This is a genomic window from Caballeronia sp. ATUFL_F2_KS9A (assembly GCF_023630765.1).
Taxonomy (GTDB): Bacteria; Pseudomonadota; Gammaproteobacteria; order Burkholderiales; family Burkholderiaceae; genus Caballeronia; species Caballeronia zhejiangensis.
In genome coordinates this window covers 384,747-401,594 of record NZ_JALQEK010000029.1, presented here as the reverse complement: position 1 = coordinate 401,594, position 16,848 = coordinate 384,747, and the positions used below count along the sequence as shown (strand labels likewise).

The window sequence follows — 16,848 nt, the reverse complement described above, 5'->3', positions numbered from 1 at the left end:
ATACGGGTAAACTCCAATGCTTTCGCGCCGCGTGTTCGCGGCCGTGTTTAACTGTCGCCGCAAGGACACTGAGCAAGCCGCATGCAGCAAAAATCAAAACGTCTCGTCGAGCTGGACTTCTTCCGGGGACTGGTACTGCTGATCATCGTCGTCGATCATATCGGCGGCAGCATGGTGTCGCGTTTCACGCTGCATGCCTTCGCGCTCAATGACGCCGCCGAAGTCTTCGTGTTCCTCGGCGGCTTCGCCACGGCGACGGCCTACGCGTCGCTCGCGGAGCGCCGCTCCGAAAGCGCGGCGCGCAGGCGCTTCGTGAAACGCGCGTTCGAGCTTTATCGGGCGTTTCTCGTCACGGCGGCGCTGATGCTCGTCGCATCGTTCCTGCTGCGGCCCTTTTTTGGCCACGCGCCGAATCTCGCGCTGCATGATCTGGACACGCTGATGTCGCAGCCGGTTTCCTCGATCGCGGAAATTCTCACATTCGAGCGCCAGCCTTATCTCTCGGCCGTCCTGCCGATGTACGCGCTCTTCGCACTCGCCGTGCCGCTCATGCTGCCGCTCGCGCGCAGCAAGCCTTGGCTGCTGCTCGGTCTAAGCCTCGCGGTGTGGGCGTTCGCGGCGCAGATCGGCGAATTCATGCCGTCCGTCGACGACAATCTGTGGGACTTCAATCCCGCCGCCTGGCAGTTGATGTTCGTGCTCGGCGTGCTGGCGCGCTGCCAGCCGATCTATCAACGCGTGAGCGCGAACCGCTTCGGCTGGATCGTGAGCGCGGGCGCCGTGGCGCTGATCGCCGGCATGGCGTATTACAAGCTGCTCGTGCTGCCGCCGGTGCTGGACAGCGCCTTCAAGCGCGACCTTGCTGGTCCGCGCGTCGTGAATTTCCTCGCCATCGCGTGGATCGCGGCGAATCTGGCGCGCTACGGCGTCGTCAAGGCGGTGGCGACGCGCCTGCCGTGGGTCGGCGCATTGGGACGCGCGGGCATGGTGTCATTCGTGGCGGGAACGGTGATTTCGCTCGTCGTCGATTCGATCCTGTTCACGTTGACCGATGGCCTCATCAACGTGCCTGCCGGACTCGCCGCCGACGCCATCGCGATCGGCGCGCTGCTTGCCGTGCCGCATGTGCATCAGCGGATCTCGAACTGGCTCGGCACCCGTCAGCCTGTCCCGGCGACGGCCGCCGCCGCACCCGCGACGGTCGCCGCAGCCGACAATCGGGGGCGCGGCATACGGTGATCTCTTCGAAGCGGGCAGTCGAACTGCCCGCTTTTTTATCGCGCTTTCATTGCAACTAACGGTCTGATTTTGCCGCCGACTCCGATAAGCACCGCCCGCGAAGAACCGAGGCACAGGTCTTGCAAGCAGTCACCGAACACAACACAAAAATCGGACCTGCCATGCTCAAGCTCGCCATTCTTTTCGCGATTATTTCTGTCGTCGCCGGATTCTTCGGCTTTACGCGCGTATCGTCGGGTGCGGCGGGCATCGCGAAGATCTGCTTCTTCATCTTCCTGATTCTGTTCGTCATATTCCTCGTCGTCGCGATTTCGGCGGGCTCGCTCGTGCTGTAGCGCGGGAAAGCGCCGGGCGCCGTACCGCGTGGTTCCTCGCATCGACCCGCGTGCGGCGACGGTGTTACATTGCCCCGAGAAGACATTCACGCGACCGTGAATCGAAAAGGAGGAGGCGATGCAGCATGCCATCGGCGCGGCCTTGCAGCCGGCGCAACGCGACGTCATCCGTCATTCGCACGAGCGCTCGGCCACGTTCGGGCTGTGCGAGAGGATGCGCCCGGATTACGCCGTGCTGTCGGGCACGGAGTTCGCCGTCAAGCTCGATGAAAGCCGTGCGCTCTTCGCTCACGCGCTGCCGGTGATGGAAACGCTGTACGCGCAGATCGCCAATACGCACAGCATGATCGCGCTCACCGACGCGAGCGGATTGATCCTGCATTCACTCGGCGACGACGACTTCCTCGCGCGCGCCGAAAAAGTCGCGCTGCGCGCGGGCGCGCTCTGGAGCGAGGAGCATCAGGGCACGAACGCGATCGGCACGACGATCGCCGAGCGCACGGCCGTCACCGTGCACGGCGACCAGCACTACCTGCGCGCCAATCACTTTCTGACGTGTTCCAGCGTGCCGATCCTCGATCCGCACGGCAATCTCTCCGGCGTGCTCGATGTCACCGGCGACCGACGCGGCTATCACCAGCACACGATGGCGCTCGTGAAAATGTCCGCGCAGATGATCGAGAACCGCCTGATCGCGAGCGGCTTCAGCGACGGCCTGCGCATCCGTTTCCATAGCCGGCCCGAGTTCATCGGCACGTTGATGGAAGGCATCGCCGTATTCGATCTCGACGGGCGCCTGCTCTGCGCGAACCGCAGCGCGCAGTTTCAGCTCGGTCTCGAACTCGGCGCTTTGCGTTCGCAGACGCTCGATGCGCTGTTCGGCGAGCGCGTCGATGAACTCATCGCGCGCGCGGGCGATGCGCCTTGCCGGCTCGAACTGCATAGCGGCGTCGCGGTGTTCGCGAGCGTCGATTTTCACGCGCGGAACATGTCGAGCGTCCCGAGCACGACGAGCACGATCCCCGCACGCGAGCGCGCCGGTTCGAGCCTCGCCGATCTCTGTACCGGCGATGCGCAGATGAACGACATCGTCGCGCGCGTGCGCAAGGTCATCGGCAAGAACATACCGATTCTGATCGGCGGTGAAACGGGCGCGGGCAAGGAAATGCTCGCGCGCGCGATCCACGACGATTCGCCGCGCCGCGCGGGGCCGTTCGTTGCGGTGAACTGCGCATCGCTGCCGGAGACGCTGATCGAATCGGAGCTTTTCGGCTATGCGCAGGGCGCGTTCACGGGCGCGGCGAAGCGCGGCGCGATCGGCAAGATCGTGCAGGCGAACGGCGGCACGCTCTTTCTCGATGAAATCGGCGACATGCCGCTCGCGATGCAAAGCCGTCTGCTGCGCGTGCTGCAGGAACGCGTCGTCGAGCCGCTCGGCGCCGCGCGCGCGGTGCCGGTCGATTTCATGCTCGTCTGCGCGAGCAATCGCAAGCTGCGCGAGCGCGTCGCGCAGGGCGAATTCCGCGAAGATTTGTATTACCGGATCAACGGTCTTTCGGTGACGCTGCCGCCGCTTGCCGCGCGCTCCGACCTGCGCGCGGTCGTCGACAAGATTCTGCGGCACGAGCGTTTCGCCGGGCGCGTCGTGCACGTCGACGACGACGTGCTCGCGCTCTTCGCGCGTCATCCGTGGCCGGGCAACATACGGCAGTTGAGCAACGTCCTGCGCACGGCGTCCGCGATGCTCGACGATCACGACACGCATATCCGCATCGAACATCTTCCGCACGATTTCGTCGATGAACTCGGCGAACAGCCCACATTCGATAACGCAACGCCGCCCGCGAACGGCGCGCGTCTTGTCGACATCGAAGCGAGCGCGGTGAGCGCCGCGCTCAAGGCGCACGGCGGCAATGTATCCGCGACGGCGCGCGCGCTCGGCATATCGCGCACGACGCTGTATCGGAAGTTGCGCGTTTAATCGGCTGGCAATTTCGCGTCGGACGCGGGCAACGCGCCGCTGTGATCCTTCAGCCCGACGCCGGTGAGCTTCAGGCGGCGCGCTTCGTTCAGCAGCCACATCAGCTTGAATGCGGCGATTTCGTAGTCGAGTCCTTCGGGCCGCACATTCGATATGCAGTTGCGCTCGGCGTCGTTGCGTCCGGCGCGCGGCGCGTAGGTCACGTAAAGACCGAGGCTGTCGGGCGAACTGAGCCCCGGCCGTTCGCCGATCATTACGACGACGATCTGCGCCCGCAAAAGCTCACCGATGCGATCGCCGAGGGCGACGCGCGCCTGCGTCGCGATCACGACGGGACCGACGTTCCAGCCGTCGAGCCGCGCACGCAATGTCGCGAGCAAGGGCGCGACGTGACGTTGCGCGGCGAAGGCCGACAAGCCATCGGCGGCGACGAAAACGATATCGCTTTCGGATGCGTGCGCTGCAAGCCGTTGCGCGCTTTCATCGTTCAGCACGCGGCCCAGATCCGGCCGACGCAGATAGCGATCGCGATCGGGCGCGGCGCTTTGCGCATCGAGCGTATCGAAGCCGGCGGCGCGAACGGCTTCGCGCAACGCGACGGTATCGAGCGGCTGATGCACCGCGTCGCGCGCTTGCGCATGCGCGAGTTCGAATGCGAGCAAGGGCGCGGTCGGCAGGCTGCTGCCCGCGCGGCCGAGCGCGATGCGCGCGTTGGTGAAGCGCCGCAGCGCGTCCCAGGCATCGGCGTTCGTCATGAGTCGATCCAGTCGAGCAAAGGTTGCGTGGGCGCGGCGAGCAGATTGCCGCGGCCATCGGTGACGCGCATCTTCGCGAGCCACGCTTCGAATTCCGGCGCGCGTTTCAGGTTCAGCGCGCGGCGGATATAGAGCGCGTCATGGAACGACGTGCTTTGATAGTTGAGCATCACGTCGTCCGCGCCCGGCACGCCCATGATGAAGTTGACGTTCGCCACGCCGAGCAGCGTGAGGAGCGTGTCCATGTCGTCCTGATCGGCTTCGGCGTGATTCGTGTAGCAGATGTCGCAGCCCATCGGCACGCCGAGCAGCTTGCCGCAGAAGTGGTCTTCGAGTCCCGCGCGGATGATCTGCCGTCCGTCATAGAGATATTCCGGGCCGATGAAGCCGACCACCGTGTTCGTCAGAAGCGGTTGGAAGCGGCGCGCGACCGCGTACGCGCGCGCTTCGCAGGTCTGCTGATCGACGCCGTGATGCGCGTTCGCCGACAGCGCGCTGCCTTGCCCCGTCTCGAAGTACATGACGTTATCGCCGACGGTCCCGCGTTTGAGCGAGAGCGCCGCGTCGCGCGCTTCCTCCAGCAACGCGAGCGACACGCCGAAGCTCGCGTTCGCGCGCTCCGTGCCCGCGACGGACTGGAACACGAGATCGACGGGCGCGCCTTGCTCGATGGCGGCGAGCGTGTTGGTGACGTGCGTGAGGATGCACGACTGCATCGGCACGTCGTAGCGCTGGCGGAAATCGTCCATCATCGCGAGCAGCTTGCCGATGGCGGCGGGCGAATCCGATGCGGGATTCACGCCGATGACGGCATCGCCGCAGCCGTACAACAGGCCGTCGAGCATCGATGCGGCGATGCCCTTCGGATCGTCGGTCGGATGATTCGGCTGCAGGCGCACCGAGAGATGCCCCGGCAGGCCGATCGTCGTGCGAAAGCGCGTGACGACCGGGCGTTTTCTGGCAGCGAGGATCAGATCCTGATTGCGCATCAGCTTGGAAACGGCGGCGGCCATCTCCGGCGTCACGCCCATCGTGATGCGTTCGAGCGCGGCGGTGTCGGTGGTATCGGCGAGCAGCCACTCGCGGAATTCGCCGACCGTCAGGTGCGCGATCGGCGCGAACGCTTCGCGCGAATGCGTATCGACGATGAGGCGCGTGACTTCGTCGTCCTCGTAGGGAATGAGCGGCTCGTCGAGAAACGCGGCGAGCGGCACCTGCGCGAGCGCCATTTTCGCGGCCACGCGTTCTTCCTCGGTGGCGGCCGCGATGCCCGCGAGTTCGTCGCCGGAGCGCCGCGGGCTGGCGCGCGCGAGCAGCGTCTTCAGATCGTCGAAGCGGTAGCGGCGCGCGCCAATCGTCTCGTGAAAGCTCATTGCTTTCCTCTCGGAAGCATCGATTCATGCACTTTAGCCGCTTTCGCGGGCATCGCGCGTCGGTCAAAAAAAGCGCGTCCGGGCCGAAATCCGCCCGCATGCGATAATTTTTCGCTCGATTCAGCCAAAACCCGCCCGCAAGCCCGTGAAAAACCTGCTCGTTCCCATCGATCGCCTGAGCGAGTTCGATGAAATCGTCGACGTCCGCACACCGCTCGAATTCGCCGAGGATCACATTCCCGGCGCGATCAACGCGCCCGTGCTCAGCAACGAAGAGCGCGTGATCGTCGGGACGATGTACAAGCAGGTCTCGCCGTTCGAGGCGACGCGCGTCGGCGCGGCGATGGTCGCGCGCAATATCGCGATGCATCTGGACACGATCTTCGCCGACAAGCCGCGCAACTGGCGTCCGCTCGTCTATTGCTGGCGCGGCGGCAAGCGCTCCGGCTCAATGACGACGTGGCTCAACATGATCGGCTGGCAGGCCCGGCAACTCGACGGCGGCTACAAGAGCTATCGGCGCGACGTGATCGAGCGGCTCGGCACGCTGCCCGGACGTTTTCGCTATGTCGCGCTGATCGGCCATACGGGCAGCGGCAAGACGCGGCTGCTGAAGGCGCTCGACGCGGCGGGCGCGCAGACGCTCGATCTCGAAGGACTCGCCGCGCATCGCGGTTCCTTGCTCGGCGCGCTGCCGGGACGCCCGCAGCCGACGCAAAAAGCGTTCGATTCGGCGCTCCTGAAGACGCTTTCGGGCTTCGATCCGGCGAAACCGGTTTTTGTCGAAGCGGAAGGGCGGCGCATCGGATCGATCACGATGCCCGACGCCATCCTCGACAATCTGCACGCGGCGTCGTGCGTGGAAGTCGAGGCGCGGCGCGAGGACCGCATCGCGTTCTTGCTGCAGGATTACGCGCATCTTTTCGACGATCCCGCGTTTTTCAAGGCGCAATTGTCGAAGCTCGTCGCGCTGCATAGCCGGGAGCGCGTCGCGCACTGGCATCGGCTGATCGATGACAACGCGCGCGCGGAGCTTTTCGCCGAACTGATCGACCGTCATTACGATCCGGCGTATGGACGCAGCAGCCAGGCGCTCTATACGAAGCTGCCGCATGCGGCGCACGTGCTGTTCCGTCCGAACGACGCGGACAGCGTCGATCAGGCGAAAGCCTTGCTCGCCCGGCTCGCCGAGACGACGCCCGCTCTCTGATTCAACCTCATCACTCGAAAGAAAAAGATATGACCACGTTTTCACAACCTCGCGTCGCACGCGGCTGGCTGGTATTCCTGCTGATCGCCGTCGTGGGCCTGTTCTACGTGAAATGGTTTCCGTACTACAACCGCGCGTTCGTCGCGGCGAGCCAGCATTCGATCGGCAAATCCATTCTGATGGGCACGTCGGCGAGCGCGCCGGAGCCGTCGTGGCAAGCCGCGCTCGACTACGCGATCGCCTACGGCAAGGCCATCTGGCAGGCGATGGTGCTCGGCCTTCTGCTCGGCTCCGCGGTGCAGGCGCTGATTCCGCCGCGCTGGGTCGCGCGGGCGCTGGGCGAGCACAACTTCGGCAGCGTCGTGAACGGCGGGTTGATGTCCTTGCCCGGCATGATGTGCACGTGTTGCGCCGCGCCCGTCGTCGCGGGGCTGCGTGCGCGCGAAGCGGCGCCGGGCGCGGCCGTCGCGTTCTGGCTCGGCAATACCGTGCTCAATCCGGCGGCGCTGGTTTTCATGGGCTTCGTGCTCGGCTGGCAGTGGACCGGTTTGCGGCTCGTGCTCGGCGTGCTGATGGTGTTCGGCCTCGGCTACGCGATCAACCGGATGGTGACGCCGGCGCAGGCGGCGTCGTCGCGTCAGGCGCTTGCCAAGCTGATCGAAGAGGACGAGCCGGGCACGGCGTTTTCGCGCTGGATCAAAATTCTCGGACGCATGACGTTGCGGCTCGTGCCCGAATACATCGTGCTCGTGCTGCTGCTTGGCGCGGCGCGCGCCTGGCTCTTTCCGCACATCGGTCCGGATATCGGCAACGGCATGTGGTGGATCGCGGCGTTTGCCGTCGCGGGCACGCTCTTCGTGATTCCGACCGCCGGCGAAGTGCCCATCATTCAGGCGATGCTTTCGCTCGGCATGGCGACGGGACCGGCCGGCGCGCTCTTGATGACCTTGCCGCCCGTCAGCGTGCCGTCGCTCGCGATGCTCGCGCGGTCGTTTCCGCCGCGCGTGCTCGCGTTCGTGGCGGCGTCGGTCGTGGTGTTCGGGATCGTTGGCGGGGTGATTGCGGCGGCGGTGTTCTGAACGCGCGCGGCGCCTCAATGAATCGCCGCGCCCGCCTTGATCAGCAACTTGAACGGCAGCGCGAGCAGCATCGCGCCGCCGACGCCCGCCATCCACAATGCGACGAACCAGAACACCTTGCGCGCGCGCTCAATGGTAGTGATGTTCGCCATGACGCACCTTTCCTCTGAAGACCCAATAGCCTAGCGTCGTGTAAGCGACGATCACAGGCAGAATCACCGCCGCGCCGACGATCGTGAAGAGCTGGCTCGAACGGGGCGCGGCCGCATCCCAGATCGAAACGCCGGGGAAAATCTCGTGCGGCGACACGCTCAGCACCAGACCCGAGTAGCCGAGAAACACGAAGCCGAGCGCGACGGCAAACGGCCGCTTCTCGTGACGCGATGCGATCGAGCGGCGCATCGCCCACGCGCAAACCGCGACGAGCACGGGCACCGGCAACATGCGATAGAACCACGGCGAATCGAACCAGCGCGACGCGATGCCCGCGTCTTGCAACGGCGTCCAGATGCTGACGACCGCGATCGTCGCGAGTTGCAGAACGGTCAGCGGCCACACGACGCGATACATCCGCCGCTGCAGATCGCCTTCCGTTTTCGCGATCAGCCAGCACGCGCCGAGCAGCGCATAAGTGACGACCAGCGCGCCGCCCGTGAAGATCGAGAAGGGCGTGAACCAGCCGAAGGCATCGCCGGAAAAACGGCCGTCGGCGACCGGAATGCCGTCGAGAAACGCGCCGAGCGCCACGCCCTGAAAGAACGTCGCGCCCGCCGATCCGCCGATGAACGCCAGATCCCACATATGCTTCGTGCGCTGCGCCTTCGCGCGGATTTCGAACGACACGCCGCGGAAAATCAGGCACACGAGCATCAGCACGAGCGGCAGATACAGCGCGGACAGCACGGTCGAATAAACCATCGGGAACGCGGCGAACAATCCCGCGCCGCCGAGCACGAGCCACGTTTCGTTGCCGTCCCAGACGGGCGCGACGGTGTTCATCATCACGTCGCGATCGTGCTGATCCGGAAAGAACGGGAAGAGAATGCCGATGCCGAGGTCGAAGCCGTCGAGCACGACGTAAAGGAACAGGCCGAACGCGATGATCGCGGCCCAGGCGAGTGTGAGGTCCATGTTCTTAAGCTCCTTCGATGGACTGATTCGGAAGGCTGAGCGGACGCCGCACGCTGCCGTCCGACGGCTGCGTCGACGCGCCCGGCAACGCGGGGCCGTGACGCAGCAGCTTCAGCAAGTAGTAGATGCCCGTGCCGAAGACGAAGGTGTAGACGATCACGAACGCGAGCAGCGACACGCCGACTTGCTGCGCCGTGACCGGCGAGACGGCATCGGCAGTACGCATCACGCCGTACACGACCCAAGGCTGGCGTCCGGCTTCGGTCGTGACCCAGCCCGCGAGCAGCGTGATGAATCCGCTCGGACCCATCGCAAGCGCAAAGCGATGGAACCAGCGCGCCTCGAACAGCTTGCGCCTGCGATGCAGCCACCACGCCGCGAACGACATCACGATCATCAGCACGCCGAGTCCGGCCATCACGCGGAAGCTCCAGAACACGAGCGTCGAGTTCGGACGATCTTCCTTCGGGAATTCCTTCAGGCCGCGAATCTCGCCGTCCCAGCTATGCGTGAGGATCAGGCTGCCGAGATGCGGAATCTGCACGGCGTATTTCGTCGTTTCGGCTTCCATGTCGGGAATGCCGAAGAGATTGAGCGCGGTGCCGCCTTTCTCCGTTTCCCAGATGCCTTCGATCGCCGCGATCTTCGCCGGCTGATGTTCGCGCGTGTTGAGGCCGTGCGCGTCGCCGACGAGCGCCTGAATCGGCGTCAGGGCGAGCAGCAGCCAGAGCGACATCGAAAACATCTTCTTGATGGCCGGATCGCGCCGGCCTTTCAGCAGATGCCACGCGCCGGTCGCGGCCACGACGAGCGCCGCCACGATGAACGCCGCAATCGCCATATGCGCGAGCCGGTACGGAAACGACGGATTGAAGATGATCGCCCACCAGTCGACCGGCACGACATGGTCGCCTTCGATGCGAAAGCCCTGCGGCGTCTGCATCCAGCTATTCGAGGCGAGAATCCAGAAGGTGGAGATGAGCGTGCCGATGGCGACCATCAGCGTTGCGCCGAAGTGCGCCTTCGGGCCGACCTTGTTCCAGCCGAACAGCATGATGCCGAGGAAGCCCGCTTCGAGGAAGAACGCGGTCATCACTTCATAGGTAAGCAGCGGCCCGGTGATCGGACCGGCGAAGCTCGAAAAGCCGCCCCAGTTGGTGCCGAATTCGTACGCCATGACGACGCCCGACACGACGCCCATGCCGAACGCGACGGCAAAGACTTTCGACCAGAAGAGACACAGCTCCTTGTAGACCGGCTTGCCGGTTTTGAGCCACGCGCCTTCGAGCACGGCGATGAAACTCGCGAGCCCGATGGAAAGCGCCGGAAAGATGATGTGGAACGAGACGGTGAACGCGAACTGGATGCGCGCCAGATCGAGTGCTTCGGGAGTCGAATGCATGATGACTTGTGCCTTGAAATTCACGCGCGCCCGCAGTCGGGAGCGGTTGTGTCCTGTGCTGATCGAGACGTGCGACGGGCCGGAGCTTAGCTCTATTTCGAGACGGGTGTTGCGCTGCGTCAGTGAATTGTCATTGCGCGCAAATGCCGCAGTTTCAAGGGTTTAGCACCGCTATCGGATTGATTTCTCGATGATTTCGAGATGGAGATATAGTGCGCCGCGGCAAGATCGCGCACGCGTTTTCGCGACAATCGACCGCACTGGAATCGCCGCGCGCAAGAGGCGCCGGTTTGATCGGTTCAGAAAGAACTTTTACGTTGTCGCGGCACGGGACGTGCGACAGGCGCGGTTACCATAATCGCTTTTGACACGCGCGACGTGCGCGTAGGAAGGAGAAGCATCATGCGCCTCGATGACCAGCAGGAAAGTCAGAATGTAGAGGACCGGCGCGGCGGGGGCGGTTTTCGAATGGGCGGCGGATCGATCGGCATCGGGACGATCGTCGTGGCGCTCGCGGCGTCGTATTTCTTCGGCATCAATCCGATGACGATCATCAACGGCGCGCAAGTTCTGCATGGCAACGCGCCGCAACAGCAGGCCGCGCCGTCCAATGCGCAGCCGGCCAACGATCCCGGCGCCGTGTTCGTGCGCCGCGTGCTCGGCAACACGGAACAGACGTGGCAGCACATCTTTCGCGCGCAGTTCAATCAGGACTATCCGGCGCCGCGGCTCGTGATGTTTTCCGGCGCCACGCAAACCGCGTGCGGCACCGGGCAGGCAGCCATGGGCCCGTTCTATTGCCCGAACGACCGCAAGGTGTACATCGATCTTTCGTTCTATCGCGAGTTGCGCGACCGCTTCGGCGCGAGCGGCGATTTCGCGCAGGCGTATGTGATCGCGCATGAAGTCGGGCATCACGTTCAGAACGTGCTCGGCATCATGAACAAGGTCGATCAGGCGCGCTCGCGAATGTCGCGCGAGCAGGCGAACGCGCTGTCGGTGCGCGTCGAGTTGCAGGCGGATTGCTTCGCGGGCGTCTGGGCCGCGGTCGCGCAGCGCGAGAACGCGAAGCTGATCGAGCCGGGCGATTTCGAGCAAGGCTTGAACGCGGCGGCCGCGATCGGCGATGACCGTCTGCAACAGCAATCGCAAGGTCGCGTCGTGCCCGAGGCGTTCACGCACGGGACGAGCGCGCAACGCCAGCGCTGGCTGCGGCGCGGCATGTCATCGGGCGATGTCGCCCAGTGCGACACGTTCTCGACGCGTTCGCTCTGATCGACGGGCGCGCGTCGCGGCAACCGGACGGTGCGAATTGGTCTATTCTGAAGCCGTCGCAGCGTCCGTTTCCGGATAGTCCTTACAAACGCTGACATCGCGTTCGTCTCAAATTCATTAGAATCGCTGGTTTTCCGGGTTCGGCCCAGCATTGCCGCTGGCCGCGACTCGCACCGGAACATTCTCGTCCCGTTCATGAAGCGAATTCTGATCGTCAAAGTCACGTCTCTCGGCGATATCGTCGAGACGCTACCCGTCGTTGCCGATCTGCGGCGCGCGTTTCCTTCCGCCAAAATCGACTGGGCCGCGGACGCCGCCTTCGCCGATATCATCCGCTGGAATCCCGGCGTCGATCGCGTGCTGAGCGCGCCCTTGCGCAAGTTCAAGAAGGCGCGCAGCTGGAACGATCTGAAGGAGATCGGCGCGTCGATCGGTGAGTTGCGCGCCGAAAAATACGACGTGATCGTCGATATTCACGGTGTCTACAAGAGCGCGATCATCGCGTTCATCGCGCGCGGACGGCGGCGTTACGGGTATCTGAATCAGGATCTCGGCGAGCGCGGCGCGGCTTTCGCGTACAACGCGCGCTTCGGTCCGCGTCCGCTCACCGATGCCTGGCGCGGCATGCGCGTGAGCGTCGCGGATGCGCTCGGCTATCGTCTGGAAGACCCGCCCGACTTCAACATCCGCCTGCCCGCGCTCACCCGCGAGCTGAACATTCCGCGCGACGCGCGCATCGCGATGCTGTTTCATGCGACGTCGGCGGACGTGAAGAAGTGGCCGCAGTCGCATTGGGGCGAAGTCGGCCGCTGGCTGACCGCGCGCGGTTATTCGATCGCGCTGCCGTGGGGAACGGAGCGCGAGCAGGACGAGGCGCGAGCCATCGCCGCGCTCGTGCCGGGTGCGACCGTGCTGCCGAAGCTGTCGGTCGTGGAATGCGCCCACTGGATTCAGGCGTCTGAACTCGTTGTCGGCGCGGATACCGGGCTCGTGCATCTCGCGCACGCCTTGCAGCGCCGCACCGTCATGTTGTTTGCCGCGACCTCGCGAGAGCATTTCGGCGTGAATGATCCCGGACGGTCGGTGTCGATCGGCGAAGAGGGCGCACCTCCCGACGTGCCGCAAGTGCTGGCTGCCATCGAGAGCGTGACGAATTCGCCGCAAAAACCCGTTCCTCATTCGGCCGAATCGGGCGCTACGGTTCGCTGAACATGAGTCGCAGCGAAACTTTGTGCGCATAAACTCATGCCGACGCCTGGCCCGGTAGAAAATCCATCGCGCGGTAAAAATATCAGTACGCTAACGTAAAACTTGCCATACAGCACTTGACGGCAACCCCGGCAAGCACGACGATTGCGGAAAACACCTAAGAATCGTCCGATAAGATGACCGAAGAAACCGTCGCAGATGCGCGCCAGTCGCTGGCGCGTCTCGAACCGTCCGAGATTCCGCTTGGCACGCCGCTCGAATGGCCGATCGTCGCCGCAGATGGCGCGATGTTGTTCGACGCCGGCGCCGTCGTGCCGGACGGCGCGGCGCTCGAATTCATGTTCCGGCACTTCGAGCCGAATCGTGCGATTCAGGCGGCAGCGCCGAGCGCGCCCGAGGAAGAGTTCGCGAAGGACGGGCCGCTGACGCTGGAGGACATCGGTCTCACGATCGGCGCGCGGGTCGGCTTGCGCGGCACGGGCGGCACGGGTTCTGCCATGTACGCGAGCCGCGTGATCGGCTTTTCGACGCCGCGCCGCAATGGCGAGCGTTCGCTCTTCGTGACGCAGCCTTTGATGGCGGGATTCGATCCGCTCGTTCTGACGCTGGGCGAGCAGGTCGATCTGGTCGCGCTGACGGGGCGGGGCGTGTTCCGCTTCGCCTGCACCGTCGATGCCACCTGCCGCGAGCCGTTCAATTACGCGGTGCTATCGGCGCCGGGCGCGATCCGCCGATTGCGCACGCGCAAGTTCGCGCGGATGCCGACTCGTCTCGCGGCGCATTTCGCGGCCGTCGGGGAGCCGCAGAGCGCCCTGCAACTGGGCCGCGTGAGCGACATCAGTCCGTACGGCATGTCGCTGACCGTCGCGAATCCGGTCGCGCACATGGGCGAGCGTCTGCAACTTTCATTTCAGTTCAGGACCGATGGCGTCGAGGTGAAGATCGAGACCATCGCGATCGTGCGCCATGTCGGCGCGACCGATCCTGCCGATGGCAGCGCGGCGTACGGGCTCGAGTTCGAAACGCTCGAACCGTCGCAGCGGATCGCGCTGAAATCGTTCATGGCCGAGCACAGCTAAGCGGCCTCGACGCGCTTCAGGCGCCCGGAAAGCCGTCGGGAAAGAGCCGCTCGACCGCCGCCTCGAAATGCTGAATCGGCGCGGCGCCGCGCAGCGCGATCGGCGGCGGCGGTTCCTGGCCGGGCGCGGGCTCGCGCGACAGCACAGCGAACGGCACGCCCGTCACGCCGAGCTTCTTCGCGAACTCTTCGTCTTCGATCACGAGATCGGTGTAGGTGCCGTCATCGAGCGCTTCCTCGAGCAGTTCGGGATCGACGCCGCAGGTCGCCGCGATGTCGAGCAGCGCGTCGGTATCGCCGATATCGATGCCTTCCTCGAAATACGCCTTGAAAATCGCCCGATGCACGAGATCGTAGCGGCCGGATTCGCGCGCGAACATCGCCGTCTCGAATGCCTTGCGGCTGCGCGGCGCGACCGGCGGCATACGCATCGTCACGCCGCGTTCTTCCGCGAGCGGACGCACCGATTTCTCCCACGATTCGACGATCTGCTCGCTGTTCGGATCGACGAGCGGCGTCGGCTCCGGACGCAATTCGAACGCGTGCCAGCGAATCTCGACCGCATCGCCGTATGCGTTGCGGAACTGGTCGAGCACGGGCGTCTCGAGATAGCAGAACGGACACACGAAGTCCGACCAGACGTCGATATAAAGAACTGACGTGGATGCCATGTGAGCCTCAAAAACGAACGGCGCGTGTTTGCGCCGTTTGACTGAACCGGGCGAACGCCGCGTTTCCGGCGACGTCCGCAAAACCGGTATGTTAGCGCGTGCGCGCCGCCGACGCGCGGTCGCGCGACGCATCAGAATCCGCCGTCGAGCTCGATCTTGGTGCCGTCGAAGAAGCGCGACAGGCGAAACGCGCGCGGATCGACGATCGGTGCGTCGTTCGCGACGATATCCGCCATCAGTCGGCCCGCGCCCGGACCGATGCCGAAGCCGTGCCCCGAGAAACCCGTCGCGATGAAAAGCCCCGGTTTGCCATCCACGCGGGAGATGACCGGCACGGCATCTGGCGTCACGTCGATATAGCCCGCCCACGCTTGTTCGATGCGCAATGGATTCAGCGCCGGAAAGAGCTTGCGGAACTCCGTGACCGCCGCTTCGTTGAACGATTCGACCGGCACCGGATCGAGCGTGCGCGCGGTTTCGAAGACGGTCGGCCGGTCGAGCGGCCAGCGGCGCGGGCGTCGAAGTTCCTCGAAGAAGCGCGCGTTGAGTCCGAGCTTGATCGAACCGATCTGGCTCCTGAGCGCGGGCAGGAATTTGACGAGGAGCCGAAAGCTGTCGGGCGTGATGTCGTGATAGCTGTGAAACGCATTCGCGATGGTGTAGCCGCCGTCCAGACGCTTGCGATAGCCCATTTCCTGATTGCACGCGCTGACGTCGGGTCCGCCGTCGAGCGGCGCGGTGCGCATGACCGACGAACGCACCATGAGTTGCGGCACATCTACGCCGAGACTGCCCGCGAAATAGCGCGTCCACGCGCCGCCCGCGATGACCACGCTCGAACAGCGGATGCGTCCGTGTTCCGTGACCACGCCGTGTATCGCGCCGCCGCTCGTTTCGATGCCGCGCACCGCACAGGGCGTGAGCACTTTCACGCCGCGTTCGCGCAGCGCTGCGGCCATGGCGGGCACGGCGCGTTGCGGTTCCGCGCGGCCATCGCTCGGTGTGTAGATGCCGCCCGCGAAGCGTCGCGACGTGCCGGACATCAACGCGCCAGTTTCGTCGGGCGACGTGATACGCGAATCGAGCGCGTCGCGGCCGACGAGCGCGACGGCGCGCGCGAGCCAGGCTTCGTGATCGGCGAGGGCTTTGGCATCGTCGGCGGCGTAGAGAATGCCGCATTCGCGAAAGCCGGTGTCGATGCCCAGTTCCGCATCGATGCGCCGCCAGAGCTTGAGGCTTTCGAGGCTCAGTTCGAGTTCGCGCAGGTCGCGGTGCGTCGCGCGGCACCATCCCCAGTTGCGGCTCGATTGCTCGCCGGCGATATAGCCCTTTTCGCACACGGCGACCGACAAGCCTTTTTCGGCGAGCGCGCGCGCCGTGCTGATGCCGATGACGCCGCCGCCCACGACGACGACATCGACGTGATCGGGCGGCGTGCGGTCTTCGGTGATGCGTTCGGTAGGTGGACCCATGTGATGTGGTGTTGTGTTAAACGCGAACGGGCGATGATAGTCCAATGCGCAGGCTCCCTGCACCCGCTCGAGCGATCGGCTACGATGCAAGCGCTCGGGCTATCGAAGGGCGCCGTTCGGGCACGGCGCGTGCGAATCGTCGGTTCCAATTTATCTTCTGGAGAACTCTCGTGCAAAAGACAGCATCGGCAAAATGGAGCGGCGGCATCAAGGACGGCAAGGGTTTCATCTCGACGCAGACCGGCGTGCTCAACGAGGCGCCGTACGGCTTCAAGTCGCGCTTCGAGGAAGGTCCGGGCACCAATCCGGAAGAGCTGATCGGCGCGGCGCACGCGGGCTGCTTCACGATGGCGCTCTCGCTGCAACTCGAGCTGGCCGGCATGAAGGCCGAGAGCCTCGAAACCAAGTCGACCGTGACGCTCGATAAAGACGGCGACGGCTTCACGATCACCGCCTGCCAGCTCGATCTTAAGGCGAAGATTCCCGGCGCCGACAAAGCCGCTTTCGACAAGGCTGCGCAGGCCGCGAAAGAGGGCTGTCCGGTGTCGAAGCTGTTTGCGGGCAACGCGAAGATCACGTTGAACGCCGAGCTGGTGTCGTAAGCGGCGTGGCAGTCGAAGCCGAAAACGCGGACGGGC

16 protein-coding genes are annotated in these 16,848 nt (G+C 64.8%); 9 read left to right on the top strand and 7 right to left on the bottom strand.

Annotated elements, in window-relative coordinates:
- Nucleotides 1-81: 81 nt before the first annotated feature.
- The 3 genes from NCS67_RS17620 (at nucleotide 82) to NCS67_RS17610 (ending at nucleotide 3,555) form a co-directional block, all read left to right on the top strand.
- Nucleotides 82-1,239 (top strand): OpgC domain-containing protein, encoded by a 1,158-nt coding sequence (locus NCS67_RS17620; RefSeq protein ID WP_250435917.1) that lies wholly within the window; start codon nucleotides 82-84, stop codon nucleotides 1,237-1,239.
- Nucleotides 1,240-1,400: 161 nt separating this feature from the next.
- On the top strand, nucleotides 1,401-1,574 hold the full coding sequence (locus NCS67_RS17615) for a DUF1328 domain-containing protein (protein ID WP_008353131.1): 174 nt from the start codon (nucleotides 1,401-1,403) through the stop codon (nucleotides 1,572-1,574).
- 118 nt (nucleotides 1,575-1,692) lie between these two features.
- Nucleotides 1,693-3,555 carry a sigma-54-dependent Fis family transcriptional regulator gene (locus NCS67_RS17610; RefSeq protein WP_250435915.1) on the top strand — a complete coding sequence of 621 codons (1,863 nt, stop codon included), beginning with the start codon at nucleotides 1,693-1,695 and terminating at the stop codon, nucleotides 3,553-3,555.
- Here NCS67_RS17610 and eutC read toward each other — a convergent pair.
- Together eutC and NCS67_RS17600 are read right to left on the bottom strand one after the other, a co-directional pair.
- Nucleotides 3,552-4,310: an ethanolamine ammonia-lyase subunit EutC gene (gene eutC / locus NCS67_RS17605; protein WP_008353135.1), complete on the bottom strand. Its 759-nt coding sequence runs from the start codon at nucleotides 4,308-4,310 to the stop codon at nucleotides 3,552-3,554. The two genes, NCS67_RS17610 and eutC, sit on opposite strands and share 4 nt — an antisense overlap.
- Nucleotides 4,307-5,683: an ethanolamine ammonia-lyase subunit EutB gene (locus tag NCS67_RS17600; RefSeq protein WP_008353137.1), complete on the bottom strand. Its 1,377-nt coding sequence runs from the start codon at nucleotides 5,681-5,683 to the stop codon at nucleotides 4,307-4,309. Before NCS67_RS17600 ends, eutC begins: the two co-directional genes overlap by 4 nt.
- Before the next feature lie 145 nt (nucleotides 5,684-5,828).
- Here NCS67_RS17600 and mnmH point away from each other — a divergent pair, with 145 nt between their 5' ends.
- Nucleotides 5,829-6,893 carry a tRNA 2-selenouridine(34) synthase MnmH gene (mnmH, locus tag NCS67_RS17595; RefSeq protein ID WP_008353138.1) on the top strand — a complete coding sequence of 355 codons (1,065 nt, stop codon included), beginning with the start codon at nucleotides 5,829-5,831 and terminating at the stop codon, nucleotides 6,891-6,893.
- 29 nt (nucleotides 6,894-6,922) lie between these two features.
- Nucleotides 6,923-7,972 (top strand): permease, encoded by a 1,050-nt coding sequence (locus NCS67_RS17590; protein ID WP_008353139.1) that lies wholly within the window; start codon nucleotides 6,923-6,925, stop codon nucleotides 7,970-7,972.
- Nucleotides 7,973-7,986: 14 nt separating this feature from the next.
- Here the strand turns inward: NCS67_RS17590 and NCS67_RS17585 are convergent, their stop codons facing one another.
- Genes NCS67_RS17585 through NCS67_RS17575 form a run of 3 tightly spaced genes read right to left on the bottom strand, consistent with a single transcriptional unit; the run spans nucleotide 7,987 to nucleotide 10,505 of the window.
- Complete coding sequence (locus NCS67_RS17585) at nucleotides 7,987-8,124, bottom strand: hypothetical protein (protein ID WP_167357759.1); 138 nt, start codon at nucleotides 8,122-8,124, stop codon at nucleotides 7,987-7,989.
- Entirely contained in the window at nucleotides 8,102-9,103 is a 1,002-nt protein-coding gene (gene cydB / locus NCS67_RS17580) for a cytochrome d ubiquinol oxidase subunit II (RefSeq protein ID WP_008353140.1), read from the bottom strand. The genes NCS67_RS17585 and cydB overlap by 23 nt, the downstream gene beginning before the upstream one ends.
- A gap of 4 nt (nucleotides 9,104-9,107) precedes the next feature.
- Nucleotides 9,108-10,505 carry a cytochrome ubiquinol oxidase subunit I gene (locus NCS67_RS17575; RefSeq protein WP_250435913.1) on the bottom strand — a complete coding sequence of 466 codons (1,398 nt, stop codon included), beginning with the start codon at nucleotides 10,503-10,505 and terminating at the stop codon, nucleotides 9,108-9,110.
- A gap of 402 nt (nucleotides 10,506-10,907) precedes the next feature.
- Between NCS67_RS17575 and ypfJ the strand changes: the two genes are divergently transcribed.
- The 3 genes from ypfJ (at nucleotide 10,908) to NCS67_RS17560 (ending at nucleotide 14,068) form a co-directional block, all read left to right on the top strand.
- On the top strand, nucleotides 10,908-11,780 hold the full coding sequence (gene ypfJ, locus NCS67_RS17570; RefSeq protein ID WP_250435911.1) for a KPN_02809 family neutral zinc metallopeptidase: 873 nt from the start codon (nucleotides 10,908-10,910) through the stop codon (nucleotides 11,778-11,780).
- A gap of 195 nt (nucleotides 11,781-11,975) precedes the next feature.
- The gene (waaC, locus tag NCS67_RS17565) at nucleotides 11,976-12,989 is read left to right on the top strand and encodes a lipopolysaccharide heptosyltransferase I (RefSeq protein ID WP_250435909.1); all 1,014 of its coding nucleotides are present in this window, start codon (nucleotides 11,976-11,978) and stop codon (nucleotides 12,987-12,989) included.
- A gap of 176 nt (nucleotides 12,990-13,165) precedes the next feature.
- A complete protein-coding gene (locus NCS67_RS17560; protein ID WP_008353144.1) occupies nucleotides 13,166-14,068 on the top strand; it encodes a flagellar brake protein in 903 nt (300 codons plus the stop codon).
- Between the two features lie 16 nt (nucleotides 14,069-14,084).
- On the opposite strand, the gene NCS67_RS17555 is transcribed toward NCS67_RS17560, so the two are convergent.
- Together NCS67_RS17555 and NCS67_RS17550 are read right to left on the bottom strand one after the other, a co-directional pair.
- The gene (locus NCS67_RS17555) at nucleotides 14,085-14,738 is read right to left on the bottom strand and encodes a DsbA family oxidoreductase (RefSeq protein ID WP_033537055.1); all 654 of its coding nucleotides are present in this window, start codon (nucleotides 14,736-14,738) and stop codon (nucleotides 14,085-14,087) included.
- A gap of 131 nt (nucleotides 14,739-14,869) precedes the next feature.
- A complete protein-coding gene (locus NCS67_RS17550; RefSeq protein ID WP_250435907.1) occupies nucleotides 14,870-16,210 on the bottom strand; it encodes an NAD(P)/FAD-dependent oxidoreductase in 1,341 nt (446 codons plus the stop codon).
- A gap of 170 nt (nucleotides 16,211-16,380) precedes the next feature.
- On the opposite strand from NCS67_RS17550, the gene NCS67_RS17545 reads away from it, so the two are divergent.
- Nucleotides 16,381-16,812, top strand: coding sequence for an OsmC family protein (locus tag NCS67_RS17545; RefSeq protein ID WP_008353150.1), 432 nt, complete (start codon nucleotides 16,381-16,383; stop codon nucleotides 16,810-16,812).
- The last annotated feature ends 36 nt before the right edge of the window (nucleotides 16,813-16,848 follow it).